The following is a 17,904-nucleotide window of genomic DNA, read 5'->3' on the forward strand; positions in this document are numbered from 1 at the left end:
CTGGTCAGGAAGCGTCGTCCGGCTCGGCGCCGTCCGGGCGGGGACCATCGGTGGACGCTCCGTCCTGATCCGCGCCGTCCTGATCAGCGCCGTCCTGGTGGGAGCTGCCCGGAGGGGTGCCGTCGATGCGCGCGTCCGCGGCCGACGTGTCGAGGAGCCAGTCGAGCGGACGGTCCGTCGGGCCGGCCGGGTCCGGGGCCCACCGGGCTCCCGGTGCCGCGTCCCCGTCGTCGCTCACGGCCCCGCCGTCACCTTCGCCGGTCCCGTTCCCGGCGCCGGGGACGAGGTCCGTGCTGTACGGGGCCCGGGGCGGGGCGGGCAGGCGGTCGATCAGTTCGTTCGCAGCGTGCGCGAGGAGGTCGCGCTGCAGGGGAGGGAGGGTGAAGGAACCATGGAGGTAGGCCTCCACCTCGTACTCCCCGGCGTCGCCGGCCAGCCCGAAGTAGTGCAGCCACAGCTCGCCCGGGTCGATCTGCGCCGCGCGGATCGCTCGGAGGAGGTGGATGCGCTGGTATTCGTGGTCGGGATGGTTCTCCACCTGCTCTGCCTTAGCTGGGGCTGCCGGCGGTGCCGTCGATCACGGAGAGGGCTACGGTCCGCAGATCCACCCTGGTGGCCGACGCCTGCGAGAGCATCCGGCGCATCGCGGCGTCGTTGTCGATCCCATGCCGTTCCATGAGGATGCCGCGGGCCGTGGAGACGAGATCGCGGGTCGCGATGGCATCCCGCAGCGCCCGGCCCACCGCCGCCGCCGAGCTGTCCGCCTGGACGTTGCCGAGCAGGGTCGCGGCGGGGGATGCGAGGAGCTCGAGCTGCTTGCGGTCCTGCGGGGAGAAGGCGGACGGGAGGGGCGAGTAGACCTTGAGTGCGCCGATGCTCCTGCCGTCATGGATCAGCGGGGTGCTGAGGGTCGACCGCAGCGGGAGGTGACGGACGGCATCGCGCCACAGGGGCCAGCGGTCGTCCGCGTGGACGTCGTCGATCTGCACCGTGACCTCCGCGGCCCAGGCGGTGAGGCACGGGCCCTGACCGTGTTCGTACTGCAGCGCATCGGCTTCGGCGACGACCTGGTCGGTGAAGCCGGTGCTGCGCCGTCGGCCCTGCGCGTCCAGCAGGGAGACGCCCGCTCCGAGCGAGCCGGGGACCGACTTCTTGATGGCTTCGGCGAGGTCCTCGACCGCGCGCGACGCCGTCTGCTCCGTCAGCAACAGGCCCTTGAGCCGGGCGAAGACGAACGTCAGGTCTTCCATCGGTGATGTCACGGTTCCAGCCTCGGCAGCAGGGCAAATACGGTCGCCCCAACGGTATCAGGATCCATCCGGCGTCCTGCAGGATCCGCGCCGGGTCTTGCGGTTGCGGGCCGGGTCCTGAGCGGGTCGGGGGTGCACCCGCCGTTCCGCGCGGCCAGCCTCCCGCGCCGTCCACGACCTGCTTGCCCCGCGGTGATCAGCGTGCCTAGGGTGGAATTACTAAGCACCCTTCCCAACGAGCCCAGGAGTCGACATGACCGGATCAGGCCACGACGCATTGCCGCTGCCCGACTACGACCACATCCCGCTCGGAACACTGCCGACGCGCATCACGGGGCTCGACGAGAGCGGTCTGCAGGCGCTCCTCGACTACGAGGAGGCACATGGCGATCGCCTGCCCGTGAAGCTCGTGCTGCAGAACAGGCTCGAGGCCGTCCAGGGCGGCGCCGAACTGTCCGAGGGTGCCGCCACCTCGATGCCGGAGGTCGGCAGTACGGCCGGCGGGTCGCCCGTGACGCCCGCGACGTCGGGCCCGCCCATCAACCCGCCGTCACACGGCGACCCGACCAACCCGGCCATGCCGCGCTGACCGACCGGCTGACGGGGCGGCCGGAGTCCCTCGACCGCCGGCCGCCCTGCATCACGGTCGCCCGTGCGCCCGACGCAGCCAGTACGTGCCCGTCGCCGTGCCATCCGCCTCAGCCCGCGGGCGGCACGGCGGCGAGCAGCTGTTTCTCCTCGACCAGTCCGGTCGAGAGGGTCTTGTAGCCCACGGAGTCGAACAGCACCGTGATGATGCCGTCCTCGTAACCCATGACCGTCCCGCGGCCCCATTCGGGGTGCTCCACCAGGGTGTCGACAGCGAAGGGCACGTCCGCGTCCGGCGCCGCGTCGCCGGGCTGCTGGATCCCGGCCGACTCCTGGCGCCGGCAGGTGTCGCAGTTGCCGCAGGGCTCCGGCAGCTCCTCCCCGAAGTAGGACAGCAGGAACTGGCGCCGGCAGCCCCGCGTCTCCGCGTAGCGGCGCGCCATCTCGACGCGGGACCGATCGATGCGCTCACGGTTCTCGGCCTGCGTCACCGCCGCCTCCACGGCGTCGGCCGCGGACATCTTCCGGGCCCGGTACCCCTTGACGCCGTCCGTGACGGCGCCGGCGGCCTCGAGGAGATTGAGCAGGCCCGCCAGCTTCCGCGGCGGGAGCCCGGAGAGCTCCTTCAGCTTCTTCGTCTTCACGGGTTTGCCCTGCGAGGAGAGGAGGGCGAACAGCTCCCTCAGCTGGGTGCGGTTCACGGACTTCGCCGCGAAGAACCGGCGGAGGGACAGATCCTCCGGCCGGTAGTGCAGGACGGCCTTCGAGGGGAGACCGTCGCGTCCTCCGCGGCCGATCTCCTGGTAGTAGCTGTCGAGGGAATCCGGAATGTCGGCGTGGAGGACGAAGCGTACGTCCGGCTTGTCGATGCCCATCCCGAAGGCGGTGGTCGCGACGACGATGTCGATCGACCCGTCGAGGAAGCCCTCGTGCACCGCCTGGCGCTCCTTCTTGAGCCGGCCGGCGTGATAGACGTCGGCGCGGCGCCCGCGCTCCTGCAGATCGGAGGCCAGCGCGTCGGCGGACTTCTTCGTCGCGACGTACACCAGGCCGGGCCCGTCCAGATCGAGGACCTGGTCGCGTACGGCGCGTTCCTTGTCGCCGGCCTCCACGTGCTGCACCACCTCGAGGGAGAGGTTGGGGCGGTCGAAGCCCTCCACGATCACGGCGGGATCGGCCAGGTGGAGCCGCTCCACGATCTCCGCCTGCACGGGATGGGACGCCGTCGCGGTGAGGGCGACCACGGGTGCCCGCAGCTCCCGGAGAAGGTGGCCCAGCTGCAGGTAGTCGGGCCGGAAGTCGTGTCCCCAGGACGCGACGCAGTGCGCCTCGTCGACGACCACCAGTGACACGTCGAGTGCCTTCAGGCGCGCGGCCACGTCGTCGCGGGTGATCTGCTCGGGCGCGAGGAAGAGGAACTTCGCCCGCGTCGCCTCGTCGTCGTCGGCTGCCGCCTCCCACGCAGCGTCGAGCTCGGCCTTGCTCACCGCGGAGTTGATGACGAACGCGCGGGTGGAGCCTGCGCTCTCGTTGATCGACTCCGCCTGGTCGTGCTGCAGGGCGATCAGCGGTGAGATGACGACGGCCGCACCGGGCAGTGCCATCGCGGGCACCTGGTAGATGGCGGACTTGCCGGAGCCGGTCGGCATGACGCAGAGGATGCTCCGGCCCTCCAGCACCTCCTTCATGGCGCGCTCCTGGCCGGGGCGCAGATCGTCCCAACCGAACGTGGTGGCGGCGGTCGATTGCAGGTCGTGCAGGGTGATGGTCACTGTGCTCCTCACGAACGGTAAGTCCCCTTAGCGTATTCAGGGGCACCGACACCGGGCCGCAGCCGCCACCGGACCCGGCCGGGGTTGACAGTGGGTGCGGCAGCCGGGGCTAGGGTTGGTCCATGCTGCGCGTGGGACTGACAGGAGGCATCGCCGCGGGGAAGTCCGCCGTGGCCGGCCGCCTCGCCGAGCGGGGAGCGGTCGTCGTCGACGCGGATCTCCTCGCCCGCGAGGCCGTGGCGCCCGGCTCCGCCGGCCTCGACGAGATCGTGTCCGCCTTCGGGCCGCACGTCCTGGGGGCAGACGGTGTGCTGGACCGGCCGGCGCTCGGGGCACTGGTCTTCGCGGACGCCTCGGCGCGGGAACGCCTGAACGCGATCGTGCACCCGCGCGTGCGGGCCCTGGCCGCGCGGCTCGTCGACGGGGCGCCGGCGGACGCCGTCGTGGTCGAGGACATCCCCCTGCTCGTGGAGACCGGGCAGGCGGCGCGCTTCCATCTCGTGGTCGTCGTCGACGCGCCGGACGGGCTGCGCATCGACCGCATGGTCGGACAGCGGGGCATGGACCCGGCCGACGCGCGGCGGCGCATCGCGGCCCAGGCCTCACGCCAGGACCGGCTGCGGGAAGCGGACGCGGTCCTCATCAACGACCGGAGCCTCGACGACCTCCTGGCCGCGACCGACGCGCTCTGGGACGGGCGGATCATCCCGTTCCGGGACAACCTCCTGGCCGGCACGCCCGCCGGGGAGCCCACCAGCCCGGTCGCCGCAGGGCTTGCCGGGACCACCGGACTCGCCCGGCGCGTCCGGGCGAAGCTCGCCGCGCTGCTGCCGCCCGGCGCCGTGATGGAGACCGGGAACGGCGCCGGCGCACAGCAGGACGGGCACGAAGCGTCGGCGCCGGAGCTGCACGGCGCCGGGCGCGCGACGGTGCCTGTGACGGTGCGTGTGACGGTCGCCCCGGACGGTGATCCGGAGGCGGTGTCCGCAGCCCTGCGCGCTGCAGGATTCCCCCGTGATCCGCGCACGGACCGCCGTCCGGACCCGTCCCTCGGCGGGGTGGCGGCGGTGCACCGTGCGGCCGATCCGGGCGTCGATGTCACGGTGGTCGTGACCGCTCCTCCCGCGGTGGACTGAGTCGCCGGTCCGGCTGCCGGGGGCGTTCAGCCGCCAGCAGATCCGAGGAGAAGTGTCACAGCCAGGGGCTACCGTTAAGCCATGAGTCTTGCGCAGGATATCAAGCGTGTCGTGGCACCGTTCGAGGTCATCAGCGAGTACCAGCCGGCGGGTGACCAGCCCACCGCCATCAAGGAACTCGCCGAGCGGATCAACGCCGGCGAGAAGGACGTCGTCCTCCTCGGCGCCACCGGTACCGGCAAGAGCGCGACGACCGCCTGGCTCATCGAGCAGGTGCAGCGCCCCACCCTCGTCATGGTGCAGAACAAGACCCTCGCGGCGCAGCTCGCCAACGAGTTCCGCGAGCTGCTGCCGAACAACGCGGTCGAGTACTTCGTCTCGTACTACGACTACTACCAGCCCGAGGCCTACGTCCCGCAGACGGACACCTTCATCGAGAAGGACTCCTCCATCAACGAGGAGGTGGAGCGCCTGCGGCACTCCGCCACCAACGCTCTGCTCACCCGTCGCGACGTGATCGTCGTCGCCACGGTCTCCTGCATCTACGGTCTCGGCACGCCCGAGGAGTACATCAACAAGATGGTCACGCTGCGCCGCGGGGACCAGATGAACCGCGACGAGCTGCTGCGGCAGTTCGTCGGGATGCAGTACACGCGCAACGACATGGACTTCCACCGCGGCACCTTCCGCGTGCGCGGCGACACCGTCGAGATCATCCCGATGTACGAGGAGCACGCGCTGCGCATCGAGTTCTTCGGCGACGAGGTGGAGAACATCTACACGCTCGATCCGCTGACCGGGAACGTCATCCGCGAGGAGGAGGAGATGTACGTCTTCCCCGCGTCGCACTACGTCGCCGGACCCGACCGCATGACGCGGGCCATCAAGGACATCGAGGACGAGCTGCAGCAGCGGCTGGCGGAGCTCGAGTCGCAGAACAAGCTCGTCGAGGCGCAGCGCCTGCGGATGCGCGTCACCTACGACCTCGAGATGATGCAGCAGATGGGTTTCTGCAACGGCATCGAGAACTACTCGCGCCACATCGACGGGCGCGATCCCGCCTCCGCGCCGCACTGCCTGCTCGACTACTTCCCCGACGACTTCCTGCTCGTCGTCGACGAGTCCCACGTGACCATCCCGCAGATCGGCGCCATGTACGAGGGGGACTCCTCCCGCAAGCGCACCCTGGTGGACCACGGGTTCCGGCTCCCGTCCGCCATGGACAACCGCCCGCTGAAGTGGGACGAGTTCCTCGACCGCATCGGGCAGACGGTCTACCTGTCGGCGACACCCGGCAAGTACGAACTCGGCAAGGCGGACGGCTACGTGCAGCAGATCATCCGGCCCACGGGTCTCGTGGACCCCGAGGTGGTCGTCAAGCCCACCAAGGGGCAGATCGACGACCTGCTCGGCGAGATCCGGAAGCGCACCGCCGTCAACGAGCGCGTCCTCGTCACCACGCTGACCAAGCGGATGGCCGAGGACCTCACCGGGTACCTCCTCGAGCACGGGGTGAAGGTCGAGTACCTCCACTCCGACGTGGACACCCTGCGGCGCGTGGAACTGCTGCGCGAACTGCGCATGGGCACCTTCGACGTCCTGGTGGGCATCAACCTCCTCCGTGAGGGCCTCGACCTGCCCGAGGTGTCGCTCGTCAGCATCCTCGACGCCGACAAGGAGGGTTTCCTGCGCAGCACGACGTCCCTCATCCAGACCATCGGCCGCGCCGCCCGCAACGTCTCCGGCGAGGTGCACATGTACGCGGACCGGATCACCGACTCCATGGAGCGGGCTATCGACGAGACCAACCGGCGCCGGGCCATCCAGGTGGCGCACAACCTCGAGCACGGAATCGACCCCACGCCGCTGCGGAAGCGGATCGCGGACATCACCGACACGATCAACCGCGAGGACGCCGACACCCGGGCGCTCCTCGAGGAGGCCGCCAAGGGGCGGAAGCCGAAGAAGGGCGCCGGGCGGCACGACGGTCTCGCATCGGTACCCGCCGAGGACCTCACGGACCTCATCCAGCAGCTGACCGACCAGATGCACGCCGCCGCGGCGGAACTGCAGTTCGAGCTTGCCGGACGCCTGCGCGACGAGGTCGGCGATCTCAAGAAGGAACTCCGGCAGATGCAGTCCGCCGGCCACGCCTGATCGGCGCGGCGGTGCGTGGGAGTCGGCCCGGACCGGGGACGACGTCGAGACGGCGCGCCCCTGCCCGACGCAGCTGTCGCGTCGCGTCGGGTCACGTCAAGGGTGCGGCCGTATGCGCGGCCGGGAGCGGGTATTCGTCGGCGGTGCGCCTGCACGGGTAGCATTGGCCGGACGTAGGGGAGTATCCCAAGCGCTACGGACGTCAGCACGCAGGGCACAGTTGCCCTGCCGGGCGTAGCGGCGAGACGGCATCATGCCTCCGCGGAGAGACTTACGGCGATCACCTGCACCCCCGGAAGGTACTTCATGCCCGCTCTGCCCCTGGCATTCGAGATCGGCACGTTCGTCGTGCTCGGGATCATCCTGCTGTTCGACCTGCTCCTCGTCGTCAAGCGCCCCCACGAGCCGTCGATGAAGGAGGCGGGACTCTGGGTCACCTTCTACGTGGGTCTCGCGCTCGTGTTCGCGGCCCTCATGTTCTTCTTCACGGGCGCCGAGTACGGCAGTCAGTTCATCGCCGGCTGGATCACCGAGTACAGCCTGAGCATCGACAACCTGTTCGTCTTCATCATCATCATGGCGCGGTTCTCGGTGCCCCGGAAGTACCAGCAGGAAGTGCTGATGGTGGGCATCATCATCGCGCTGATCCTGCGCGGCATCTTCATCGCCCTGGGCGCGGCCGTCATCGAGAACTTCAGCTGGATCTTCTACATCTTCGGCGCCTTCCTCCTCTACACCGCCTACAAGCAGGCAACGGACTCCGGCGAGGACGAGGAGGACGCGGGCGACAACAAGCTCATCGCGAAGCTCCGGTCCGTCCTGCCGATGTCCGAGTCCTACGATGGCAACAAGGTGCGCACCGTCGTCGACGGCAAGAAGGTGTTCACCCCCATGCTCATCGTCTTCGTGACGATCGGCCTGACCGACCTCCTCTTCGCCGTCGATTCCATCCCGGCCATCTTCGGCCTGACGCAGAGTGCGTTCATCGTGTTCACCGCGAACATCTTCGCCCTCATGGGCCTGCGCCAGCTCTACTTCCTCCTGGGTGGCCTGATGACGCGCCTGATCTACCTGAAGCACGCGCTCTCGGTGATCCTCGCCTTCATCGGCATCAAGCTCGTCCTCCACGCGATGCACGTCAACGAGCTGCCCTTCATCAACGGTGGGGAGCACATCGAGTGGGCCCCCGAGATCCCCACCTTCGTGTCCCTCGCCGTGATCGTCGCGACGATCGTCATCGCGGTCATCGCCAGCCTGATCCGTTCACGGGCCGACGAGAAGGCCGCCGTCCGTTCAGCCTCGACGTCCACGTCGTCGCCTGCCGTGGACGACGGACTGGACGAGGCCGCGGACGACGCCGGCGCGAAGGAACCGCGCCGCTAGACCCGGGCCGCACCGGTACACGGAAGGGACCCCGCACACCGTGCGGGGTCCCTTCCGTGTCTGCACCCGGAGTGCGGCACCGGCCCGACTCGCGCGGCTCCGGTCAGGAACGCGTCATCCCGAGCAGCCGCTCGAAGATGGCCTCGCCGTCGTCGGCGATGCCGTCGTGGTGGAACTCGTCCGTCTCCCACACCTCGAGCCGCCGGACAGCACCTGCCGTCGCGAGGGAGAGGTCCCTGTCCACATAGATGTCGTGCCGGTAGACCGCAGCCGCGGCGGGGACGGTGTTCGTCGCGAGGACGTTCCGGTCGTACAGGCGGCCCCAGTCCTCCTTCACCGCGAGCAGGTCCGCGACCTCCCGCAGCGGGCGGAGCGCGGGGTCCTCCTCGAAGTACCAGGGGTAGACCATCTCGCCGGTGAACAGGATCTCGGCTGCGTCGTCGCGGAACTGCGGGTACTCCTCGAGCACGCGCCGCGCCGCCCAGTCGGAGGCGGAGCCCTGGCAGTAGATGGACTCGTGCAGTAGCGCGTACAGCGGGTGCGACGCACGGCTGACGACGCCCTGGACCTGCTCGAGGAACCCGGCCGACAGGCGGGGACCGTCCGGTGTGGCGGTGAACGCGTCCTCCAGGAGGTAGTGCAGCCCGTGCACCCGCGTGTTCCCGCCGAGGAAGGAGCCGACCATCTGGAAGCGCCGCACCGTCAGGCGTTCACCGCTGGGGAGGTGCTCCTCGACGGCCTCGAGGTGGCGGGCGATCCGCGTGACCAGGTCGCGGTCCTCGGGGTACCACGAGAAGTACTCCCGGTTGCGTTCCTCGACCCGGGCGAACGTGGCCCGGTACACCTCGTCGGCCCGGCCGGCGAGGGGCGCGAGGCCGCCGGTGAGGAGCGCGCGCTCGATCCCCTCCGGGGCGTTCGAGAGGTAGGTGAGGGTGCAGAAGCCGCCGTAGCTCTGCCCGAAGACCGTCCACGGTCCGCTGCCGAGGCGGTGGCGGATCAGCTCGGCATCCGCGACGATCGAGTCCGCGCGGAAGTGGGTGAGGTACTCGGCGCGGGCCTGCGGCGACGGTAGCGCCGCGAGTGTCGCGGCGTCGGCGGGCGTGGAGAGTCCCGTGCCCCGCTGGTCGAGCATGAGGATGCGGAACTCCCTCGCGGCGGCCTTCATCCAGCCCGAGAGCTGGGTGGTGCGGACACCCCGGCCACCGGGCCCGCCCTGCAGGAACAGGAGCCACGGCAGGCGGGCGGCGTCCTCGTCGCTGTGCTCGAGCGACGAGTACTCCCGGGCGAACACGTCGAGGCGGGGGGACGCCGGGTCCCCGTGGTCGAGCGGTACGCGGAAGGTGTGGCCGGTGGCGCGCAGCCCGCGCATGACGGCCGTCCTGCCCACGACGTGATCGGCGGCGTCCGTCACCGACCCGGCAGCGGTCCCGGCGGTTGTTCCGGCGGCGGTCCCGGCGGCCGGGAACGACGCGGACGGTTCAGCGGGGGGCGGTGTCGGCGTGGACGGCGTCGTCACAGCGCGGCCGCCTCGGCGAGGGCGCTGCCCGTGAGCCGGAAGGTGCTCCACCCGGTCTGGGGGCGGGCCCCGAGCTGCTGGTAGAACCGGATGGACGGTTCGTTCCAGTCGAGCACCGACCACTCCACGCGCGCGTACCCGCGCTCGGCGGCGATCCTCGCGAGGTTGGCGAGCAGCGCCTTCCCGTGCCCCGCCCCACGCGCCTCGGGGCGCACGTACAGGTCCTCGAGGTAGATGCCGTTGACGCCCTCCCAGGTGGAGTAGTTGAGGAACCAGAGCGCGAAGCCCTGGACCTGCCCCTCGGCCTCGGCGACGTGGGCGAAGATCGTGGGGCGGTCACCGAACAGGGCGTCCTCGAGGGACCCGACGGTGTTCTTCACGGCGTCCGGTTCCTTCTCGTAGAGGGCGAGATCGTGGATGAGCTGGAGGATGACCGGGACGTCCGCCGGCCGTGCTTCGCGAATCGACATGCCCCAAGACTAGCGAAGCGCCGGTGGCGGCTCAGGCCGCGACGGGCGCCCCGACGCCGAGGATCCGGACCACCGGGCTGCCTGCCTCGTCCGACGCCGGGAGGTCGATCTCGGCGTTGATGCCCCAGTCGCCGTTCCCCTCGGGGTCCTTGAGGATCTGGCGCACCCGCCACACCCGCGGTGCCTTGGTGATGAGCAGCAGGGCCGGCCCGCGGGCCTCGGGGCCGTCGTCGATGTCCTCGTAGTCGCCGAAGTAGCCGTCGAGGGCCTCGGCCCAGCGGTCGGCGGTCCACCCCGAGTCGGCGTCGAGGGCGCCGAGCGCCTCGTCCTGTTCGTCAGCGAAGAGCTTCACGCGCTGGAACATCTCGTTGCGCACCATGACCCGGAAGGCGCGCTCGTTGGACGTCACCGAGGGCGGCTCCTCGGGGAGGTCCACGGCGTCCGCCGGGGCCGGCGTGAGACCGGCGGAGAGCTGGGTCCACTCGTCGAGGAGGCTGCTGTCGACCTGCCGCACCAGTTCGCCGAGCCACTCCAGGATGTCGCTGAGGTCCTCCCGCAGGGCCTCGACGGGGACGGTGTGGCGCAGGGCCTTGTAGCAGTCGGCGAGGTACCGCAGCAGGATCCCCTCGGAGCGCGTCAGGGAGTAGAACGCCACGTACTCGCCGAAGCTCATGGCCCGCTCGTACATGTCGCGCACCACCGACTTGGGGGCCAGCTCGAAGTCGTTGAGCCACGGCGCCGACGTCCGGTACACGTCGAAGGCCTGCTGCAGCAGCTCCTCGAGCGGCTTCGGGTAGCCGATCTCCTCCAGCCGGGCCATCCGCGCGTCGTAGTCGATGCCCTCGGCCTTCATGGCGGCGACGGCCTCCCCGCGGGCCTTTTTCTCCTGGGCGTTGAGCACCTGCCGGGGCTTCTCCAGCGTGGCCTCGATGACCGAGACGACGTCGAGCGCATAGCCGGGCGCCTCGGGGTCGAGGAGTTCGAGGCTCGCGAGGGCGAACGGCGAGAGGGGCTGGTTCAGGGCGAAGTTGGCCTGCAGGTGGACCCGGAGCCGCACCTGCCGGCCGTCCGGCTCCGGCACGGGCAGGCGCTCGACGATCCCGGCCGTCACGAGCTCCCGGTAGATCCCGATCGCGCGGCGCATGAGCCGCAGCTGGGAGGCGCGCGTCTCGTGGTTCTCGGTGAGCAGCCGCTTGACGGCGGTGAAGGGGTCCCCCGGCCGCTCGAGCAGGTTCAGGAGCATGGAGTGGCTGACGGAGAACGACGACGTCAGGGGATCGGGGATGCTGTCGACGAGCCGCTCGAAGGTGGGCCTGCCCCACGAGACGAAGCCCTGGGGCGGCTTCTTGCGCACCACCTGGCGCAGCTTCTTCTGGTCGTCACCGAACTTGGAGACCGCCTTCGCCATGGCCTTGGTGTTCTCGACCACGTGGTCGGGCGCCTGCACCACCACCGTGCCCGCGGTGTCGTAGCCCGCCCGTCCGGCGCGTCCGGAGATCTGGTGGAACTCGCGCGCATTGAGCAGCCTCGTGCGGACGCCGTCGTACTTGCTCAGCGCCGTCAGGAGCACGGTGCGGATCGGCACGTTGATACCGACCCCGAGGGTGTCGGTGCCGCAGATGACCTTCAGCAGCCCGGCCTGGGCGAGTTGCTCGACGAGGCGCCGGTACTTCGGCAGCATGCCGGCGTGGTGCACGCCGATGCCGTGCCGGACCAGCCGGTTGAGGGTCTTGCCGAACCCCGCGGAGAACCGGAACGTGGCGATGAGGTCCGCGATGCGGTCCTTCTCCTCGCGCGTGCACACGTTGACGCTCATGAGATTCTGCGCCCGCTCGATCGCTTCCGCCTGGCTGAAGTGCACCACGTACACGGGCGCCTGCCGGGTGGAGAGCAGTTCCTCCAGGGACTCCTGCACCGGTGTCTCGACGTAGTAGTAGTGCAGGGGGATGGGCCGTTCCACGGAGGTGACCGTCGCCGTCGGGCGGCCCGTGCGCTCCGTGAGGTCCTTCTCGAAGCGCGTGACGTCGCCGAGGGTCGCGGACATGAGCAGGAACTGCGCCTGTGGCAGCTCGAGCAGCGGGACCTGCCACGCCCAGCCGCGCTGCGGGTCCGAGTAGAAGTGGAACTCGTCCATGACCACGGTGTCGACGTCGGCCAGGGCACCCTCCCGCAGGGCGAGGTTCGCCAGGATCTCCGCGGTGCAGCAGATGATCGGCGCGTCCTGGTTCACCCCGGAGTCACCGGTGATCATGCCGACGTTCTCCGGCCCGAAGATGTCGCACAGCGCGAAGAACTTCTCGGACACGAGGGCCTTGATCGGCGCCGTGTAGTAACTCGTCCGTCCGTCCGCGAAGGACTTCAGGTGCGCCGCGACAGCGACCAGTGACTTCCCGGAGCCGGTGGGGGTCGCGAGGATCACGTTGCTGCCGGAGACGAGCTCCATGGCGGCCTCGTCCTGCGCGGGGTACAGGGCCAGGCCGCGCGCCGTCGCCCACGCCGTGAAGGCCTCGTGGACCGCGTCCGCGGTGAGTCGGCCGTCGTCGTGCCGGGGCAGGTGCTCTTGGATCCTCATGGTCCGTTCAGCCTACCGGTGGGCGCGTTAGGGTGGATCATGCGCTGGGATTCTGGACTGTACGCCCGCCATGCCGGTCACCGCGGGCGGCCGTTCTTCGACCTCGTGGCGCGGATCGACGACCCTTCTCCACGCAGCGTCGTCGACCTCGGCTGCGGCCCCGGCGACCTGACGGAGGCGCTCGCGCGGCGATGGCCGGCCGCGGCGGTCCGGGGGGTCGATGCCAGCGCCGACATGATCGACGCCGCCCGCCGTCGCCCGGCGCCGCCGAACCTGTCCTTCGAGGAGGGCGACGTCCGCGACTACCGGCCGGGATCGGATGAGGTGGTCGTCACGAACGCGGTCCTCCAGTGGGTGCCCGGCCACCGGGACCTCGTCTCGGCCTGGGCGGAGGGGCTGCCGGCCGGAGGCTGGCTCGCGCTGCAGGTCCCCGGCAACTTCTCCGCACCGTCCCACGCCCTCCTGCGCGAGCACGCGGCGAGCCCCCGCTGGGCAGGGACGCTGGAGGGTGTGCTCCGCCACGACGACGCGGTCGGTGACCCCACCGATTATCTGCAGCTGCTCCTCGCCGCGGGCCTCGACGCCGACGTTTGGGAGACCACGTACCAGCAGGTGCTGCCGGGGGAGGACGCCGTGCTGGGCTGGGTGCGCGGTACCGCGCTGCGGCCCGTGCTGGAGGTGCTGTCCGACGCGGAGGCCGCCGAGTTCGAGGCCGGCTACGCGGACCTGCTCCGGACGGCCTACCCGCGGGGCGGGTACGGCACGGTGTTCGGCTTCCGCCGGATCTTCGCCGTCGGGCACCGCCCCGCCTGAGGGGGCCCGGTTCCTGCAGGCCACAGCGGACCGCAGCAAGCCGCGGTCTGCCTCCGTCCTACCAGCCGCGCTGCTTCCACTCCGGGAGGGAGCCCCGCTCGGCACCGAGCGTGGTGCCGCGGCCGTGCCCCGGGTGCACGACGGTGTCGTCGGGCAGGCGGTCGAAGATCCGGGTCACGACGTCGTCGTACAGGGACGCGAAGCGCTCCGGGTAGCCCTGCGTGTTGCCCAGCCCGCCGGGGAACAGGGAATCACCCGTGAACAGGTGCGCCGGTCCGTGGGGATCCCGGTAGAGGATCGCGATGGAGCCCGGCGTGTGGCCCCGGAGGTGGATGGCTTCGAGGTCGAAGCCCTCGAAGGAGCCGACGTCGCCGTGCCGTAGCGGGACATCCGTCGGCACGGCGATGTCCTCGACGTCGTCCGCGCCCGCGGCGGTGCGCGCCCTCACGGCCTCCACGACCTCGGCGAGCGCGCGGACGTGGTCCCAGTGCGAGTGCGTGGTGATGACGAGGGCCACGCGGGCCTCGGCGTCCGTGTCCTCCTGGGCATCGGCGAGTAGGCCGAGGATCGCCGGGGCGTCGTCCGCGGCGTCGATGAGCACCTGCGCGCCACTCGACTTCGAGGTGAGGACGTACACGTTGTTGTCCATCTCGGACACCGCGATGCTGCGGATGGTGAGCTCGCTGAGGTCGTGCAGGGGGCCGGTCATGAGCACAGTCTAGGCGCGGCGGGCAGAGGCGGGCACGGGCGGGCACGGGCCGGCACCGGCGGGCAGGATCCCGGCGGGTAGGGTTCGAGGACACGGCGGCTCCCTCCGGCCCCGGCAGCAGATCCTCCCGGAAAGGGGCAGGGCGTGGAGCAGGACATCCCCCGGTGGCTCAGACTCGACCCGCAGAGCGCGGTACCACCCTTCGAGCAGGTCAAGCAGGCCGTCCTGGCGGCCGCCGCCTCGGGAAAGGCCGCCGTGGGGACGCGGCTGCCGCCGGTCCGCGGCCTCGCCACGCACCTCGGCATCGCCGCCAACACCGTCGCCCGGGCGTACCGCGAACTGGAGCAGGCAGGGGTGGTGGAGACCAGAGGCCGGGCCGGCACGGTCATCACCGCCGGGGGAGACGAGGCGCGCCGCCGGGTCGCCGCCGCGGCGGACGACTTCGCCGCCGTGGTGCGGTCCTCGGGGCTGTCCGAGCGCGACGCCGTGGCCGTCGTGCAGGCCGCATTGCGCCGAGCGTGAACGGCGCGCCGGAGGGCGCGGCAACCACGCGGGAAACACTCCATTCGAATATGTCTTCGAAGGCCTTTTCACCTACAGTGGATGAGTGTCTATTGCAAATTCCCTCGAGCAGCACGCCCACAATCCGGAGCCGGCCCCCCAGGACCTGTCCCGGCTGATCGTCAAGGGCGCGCGCGAGCACAACCTGCGCAACGTCGACCTCGACCTGCCGCGCGACGCCATGATCGTGTTCACGGGCCTGTCCGGCTCGGGCAAGTCGTCGCTGGCGTTCGACACCATCTTCGCGGAGGGCCAGCGCCGCTACGTCGAGTCCCTCTCCGCGTACGCCCGGCAGTTCCTCGGCCAGGTGGACAAGCCCGACGTCGACTTCATCGAGGGTCTCTCACCCGCCGTGTCGATCGACCAGAAGTCCACGAGCAAGAACCCCCGGTCCACCGTGGGCACCATCACCGAGATCTACGACTACATGCGCCTGCTCTGGGCGCGCGTCGGCCGCCCCCACTGCCCGGTCTGCGGCGAGCCCGTCGCGAAGCAGACACCCCAGCAGATCGTCGACCAGCTCCTCGAGCTCGACGAGGGCACGCGCTTCCAGATCCTCGCGCCCGTCGTGCGGGCCCGCAAGGGCGAGTTCGTGGACCTCTTCCAGGAGCTCACCGCCAAGGGCTACTCGCGTGCCCGCGTCGACGGCAAGCTCATCCAGCTCAGCGACCCGCCGAAGCTCGGCAAGCAGTACAAGCACACCATCGAGGTCATCATCGACCGCCTCGTGGTCAAGGGCGGCATCCAGCAGCGCCTCACCGACTCCGTCGAGACCGCGCTGAAGCTCGCCGACGGCCGCGTGCTCGCGGAGTTCGTCGACCTGCCCGAGGACGACGCGAAGCGCCTCCACGCCTTCTCCGAGCACCTCGCCTGCCCGAACGAGCACCCGCTGGCCATCGACGAGATCGAACCGCGCTCGTTCTCCTTCAACAACCCCTTCGGCGCGTGCCCGGCCTGCACCGGCATCGGCAGCAAGCTCGAGGTCGACGAGGAGCTCGTGGTCCCGAACCCGGACCTCAGCCTCGCCGAGGGCGCCATCGCCCCGTGGTCACTGGGCACCGCGACGCTCGAGTACTGGACCCGCCTGCTCGAAGGGCTCGCGTCGGAGCTGAGCTTCGACATCACCACCCCCTGGCGGAAGCTCCCCGACCGCGCCCGCGAGGCCGCGCTGTACGGCAAGGACCACAAGGTCGTGGTGCAGTACAAGAACCGCTTCGGCCGGGAACGCAAGTACAGCACCGGCTTCGAGGGTGCCATCCAGTACATCCAGCGCAAGCACGCCGAGACCGAGTCCGACAACGCGCGGGACCGCTACGAGGAGTACATGCGGGAGATCCCGTGCCCCACCTGCGGTGGCGCACGCCTCAACCCGGCGTCGCTCTCGGTGCTCATCAACGGCCGCTCCATCGCCGAGGTCTCCGCGATGCCGATGCGCGACTGCGCCGAGTTCCTCGACAACCTCGTGCTCACCGGCCGTGAGGCGCAGATCGCCAACCAGGTCCTCAAGGAGATCCAGGCGCGCCTGACCTTCCTCCTCGACGTCGGCCTGGAGTACCTCAACCTCGAGCGGGCCTCGGGCACACTCTCCGGCGGCGAGGCGCAGCGCATCCGCCTCGCCACGCAGATCGGCTCCGGCCTCGTCGGCGTGCTCTACGTGCTCGACGAGCCGTCCATCGGGTTGCACCAGCGCGACAACCGCCGGCTCATCGAGACCCTCACGCGCCTGCGGAACCTCGGCAACACGCTCATCGTGGTCGAACACGACGAGGACACCATCGCCGAGGCCGACTGGATCGTGGACATCGGGCCGGGCGCCGGCGAGCACGGGGGAGAGGTGGTCCACTCGGGCCTGCTCGAGGACCTGCTCACCAACGAGCGGTCCCTCACCGGTGACTACCTCTCCGGGCGCCGCAAGATCGAGATCCCGGCGAAGCGCCGCAAGATCGACCGGTCCCGGCAGTTGAAGGTCGTCGGCGCGCGCGAGCACAACCTCGTCAACGTGGATGCCACGATCCCGCTCGGCGTGCTCACCGCCGTCACGGGCGTGAGCGGCTCCGGCAAGTCCACCCTCGTGAACGACATCCTCTACAAGGTCCTCGCCAACAAGCTCAACGGCGCCAAGCAGGTCGCCGGCCGGCACAAGCGCATCGACGGCCTGGAGCACCTCGACAAGGTCATCCATGTCGACCAGAGCCCCATTGGGCGGACGCCCCGGTCCAACCCGGCCACGTACACCGGTGTCTTCGACAACATCCGGAAGCTCTTCGCGGAGACCACGGAGGCCAAGGTCCGCGGCTACCTGCCCGGCCGGTTCTCCTTCAACGTCAAGGGCGGCCGCTGCGAGGCGTGCTCCGGCGACGGCACCCTGAAGATCGAGATGAACTTCCTGCCGGACGTGTACGTGCCCTGCGAGGTGTGCCACGGCGCCCGGTACAACCGCGAGACCCTCGAGGTGCACTACAAGGGCAAGACCATCGCGGACGTGCTCGACATGCCCATCGAGGAGGGCGCGGAGTTCTTCGCCGCGTTCAGCCCGATCGCCCGGCACCTGAACACGCTGGTCGAGGTGGGTCTCGGCTACGTGCGCCTGGGGCAGCCCGCCACGACGCTCTCCGGCGGCGAGGCGCAGCGCGTCAAGCTCGCCAGCGAACTGCAGAAGCGGTCGAACGGGCGGAGTATCTACGTCCTCGACGAACCGACCACCGGCCTGCACTTCGAGGACATCCGCAAGCTCCTCCTCGTGCTGCAGGGCCTCGTGGACAAGGGCAACACCGTGGTGACGATCGAGCACAACCTCGACGTCATCAAGAGCGCCGACTGGGTGATCGACCTCGGACCCGACGGCGGCTCCGGCGGCGGGCAGATCATCGCCACCGGTACGCCCGAGCAGGTCGCACGGATCGAGGCGAGCTACACGGGGACGTTCCTGAAGGAGATCTTCGAGAAGGCGCAGTAGCCCGACCCCGCCGGTCCGGGT

At 70.2% G+C, this 17,904-nt stretch carries 14 protein-coding genes; 7 read left to right on the forward strand and 7 right to left on the reverse strand.

The features are described 5' to 3' along the window. Positions 1–4 precede the first annotated feature (4 nt). Together V6S67_RS08225 and V6S67_RS08230 are read right to left on the reverse strand one after the other, a co-directional pair. Positions 5–538, reverse strand: coding sequence for a hypothetical protein (locus tag V6S67_RS08225; protein ID WP_334209782.1), 534 nt, complete (start codon positions 536–538; stop codon positions 5–7). Positions 539–548: 10 nt separating this feature from the next. Continuing rightward, positions 549–1,262, reverse strand: coding sequence for a GAF and ANTAR domain-containing protein (locus V6S67_RS08230; protein ID WP_334209783.1), 714 nt, complete (start codon positions 1,260–1,262; stop codon positions 549–551). Between the two features lie 241 nt (positions 1,263–1,503). Here V6S67_RS08230 and V6S67_RS08235 point away from each other — a divergent pair, with 241 nt between their 5' ends. After that, the gene (locus V6S67_RS08235; protein WP_334209784.1) at positions 1,504–1,839 is read left to right on the forward strand and encodes a hypothetical protein; all 336 of its coding nucleotides are present in this window, start codon (positions 1,504–1,506) and stop codon (positions 1,837–1,839) included. Positions 1,840–1,948: 109 nt separating this feature from the next. Here the strand turns inward: V6S67_RS08235 and V6S67_RS08240 are convergent, their stop codons facing one another. After that, a complete protein-coding gene (locus V6S67_RS08240; RefSeq protein ID WP_334209785.1) occupies positions 1,949–3,610 on the reverse strand; it encodes a RecQ family ATP-dependent DNA helicase in 1,662 nt (553 codons plus the stop codon). 122 nt (positions 3,611–3,732) lie between these two features. On the opposite strand from V6S67_RS08240, the gene coaE reads away from it, so the two are divergent. From coaE to V6S67_RS08255, 3 genes are all read left to right on the forward strand, one after another. Continuing rightward, positions 3,733–4,746: a dephospho-CoA kinase gene (gene coaE / locus V6S67_RS08245; protein WP_334209786.1), complete on the forward strand. Its 1,014-nt coding sequence runs from the start codon at positions 3,733–3,735 to the stop codon at positions 4,744–4,746. Between the two features lie 81 nt (positions 4,747–4,827). Next, complete coding sequence (gene uvrB / locus V6S67_RS08250; RefSeq protein WP_334209787.1) at positions 4,828–6,903, forward strand: excinuclease ABC subunit UvrB; 2,076 nt, start codon at positions 4,828–4,830, stop codon at positions 6,901–6,903. 306 nt (positions 6,904–7,209) lie between these two features. Beyond that, positions 7,210–8,286: a TerC family protein gene (locus tag V6S67_RS08255; protein WP_334209788.1), complete on the forward strand. Its 1,077-nt coding sequence runs from the start codon at positions 7,210–7,212 to the stop codon at positions 8,284–8,286. Positions 8,287–8,389: 103 nt separating this feature from the next. Here the strand turns inward: V6S67_RS08255 and V6S67_RS08260 are convergent, their stop codons facing one another. The 3 genes from V6S67_RS08260 to V6S67_RS08270 all read right to left on the reverse strand — a co-directional run bounded on the left by V6S67_RS08260 (position 8,390) and on the right by V6S67_RS08270 (position 12,844). Beyond that, on the reverse strand, positions 8,390–9,655 hold the full coding sequence (locus V6S67_RS08260; RefSeq protein ID WP_334211558.1) for an alpha/beta fold hydrolase: 1,266 nt from the start codon (positions 9,653–9,655) through the stop codon (positions 8,390–8,392). Between the two features lie 143 nt (positions 9,656–9,798). Further along, complete coding sequence (locus V6S67_RS08265) at positions 9,799–10,272, reverse strand: GNAT family N-acetyltransferase (protein WP_334209789.1); 474 nt, start codon at positions 10,270–10,272, stop codon at positions 9,799–9,801. Between the two features lie 31 nt (positions 10,273–10,303). After that, entirely contained in the window at positions 10,304–12,844 is a 2,541-nt protein-coding gene (locus V6S67_RS08270; protein WP_334209790.1) for a DEAD/DEAH box helicase, read from the reverse strand. Between the two features lie 39 nt (positions 12,845–12,883). Between V6S67_RS08270 and V6S67_RS08275 the strand changes: the two genes are divergently transcribed. After that, on the forward strand, positions 12,884–13,657 hold the full coding sequence (locus tag V6S67_RS08275) for a trans-aconitate 2-methyltransferase (protein WP_334209791.1): 774 nt from the start codon (positions 12,884–12,886) through the stop codon (positions 13,655–13,657). Positions 13,658–13,715: 58 nt separating this feature from the next. Here the strand turns inward: V6S67_RS08275 and V6S67_RS08280 are convergent, their stop codons facing one another. Then, a complete protein-coding gene (locus tag V6S67_RS08280; protein WP_334209792.1) occupies positions 13,716–14,366 on the reverse strand; it encodes an MBL fold metallo-hydrolase in 651 nt (216 codons plus the stop codon). Positions 14,367–14,510: 144 nt separating this feature from the next. On the opposite strand from V6S67_RS08280, the gene V6S67_RS08285 reads away from it, so the two are divergent. Further along, the gene (locus tag V6S67_RS08285) at positions 14,511–14,888 is read left to right on the forward strand and encodes a GntR family transcriptional regulator (RefSeq protein WP_334209793.1); all 378 of its coding nucleotides are present in this window, start codon (positions 14,511–14,513) and stop codon (positions 14,886–14,888) included. A gap of 85 nt (positions 14,889–14,973) precedes the next feature. After that, positions 14,974–17,883 carry an excinuclease ABC subunit UvrA gene (uvrA, locus tag V6S67_RS08290; RefSeq protein WP_334209794.1) on the forward strand — a complete coding sequence of 970 codons (2,910 nt, stop codon included), beginning with the start codon at positions 14,974–14,976 and terminating at the stop codon, positions 17,881–17,883. The last annotated feature ends 21 nt before the right edge of the window (positions 17,884–17,904 follow it).

The sequence above is a fragment of the Arthrobacter sp. Soc17.1.1.1 genome (genome assembly GCF_036867195.1).
Taxonomy (GTDB): domain Bacteria; phylum Actinomycetota; class Actinomycetes; order Actinomycetales; family Micrococcaceae; genus Arthrobacter_D.

Excerpts from the sequence above, each read along its gene's own strand:
- V6S67_RS08235 (WP_334209784.1), top strand. The coding sequence starts at position 1,504 with ATGACCGGATCAGGCCACGACGCATTGCCGCTGCCCGACTACGACCAC.
- coaE (WP_334209786.1), top strand. The coding sequence starts at position 3,733 with ATGCTGCGCGTGGGACTGACAGGAGGCATCGCCGCGGGGAAGTCCGCC.
- uvrB (WP_334209787.1), top strand. The coding sequence starts at position 4,828 with ATGAGTCTTGCGCAGGATATCAAGCGTGTCGTGGCACCGTTCGAGGTC.
- V6S67_RS08255 (WP_334209788.1), top strand. The coding sequence starts at position 7,210 with ATGCCCGCTCTGCCCCTGGCATTCGAGATCGGCACGTTCGTCGTGCTC.
- V6S67_RS08260 (WP_334211558.1), bottom strand. The coding sequence starts at position 9,655 with ATGCGCGGGCTGCGCGCCACCGGCCACACCTTCCGCGTACCGCTCGAC.
- V6S67_RS08265 (WP_334209789.1), bottom strand. The coding sequence starts at position 10,272 with ATGTCGATTCGCGAAGCACGGCCGGCGGACGTCCCGGTCATCCTCCAG.
- V6S67_RS08270 (WP_334209790.1), bottom strand. The coding sequence starts at position 12,844 with ATGAGGATCCAAGAGCACCTGCCCCGGCACGACGACGGCCGACTCACC.
- V6S67_RS08275 (WP_334209791.1), top strand. The coding sequence starts at position 12,884 with ATGCGCTGGGATTCTGGACTGTACGCCCGCCATGCCGGTCACCGCGGG.
- V6S67_RS08280 (WP_334209792.1), bottom strand. The coding sequence starts at position 14,366 with ATGACCGGCCCCCTGCACGACCTCAGCGAGCTCACCATCCGCAGCATC.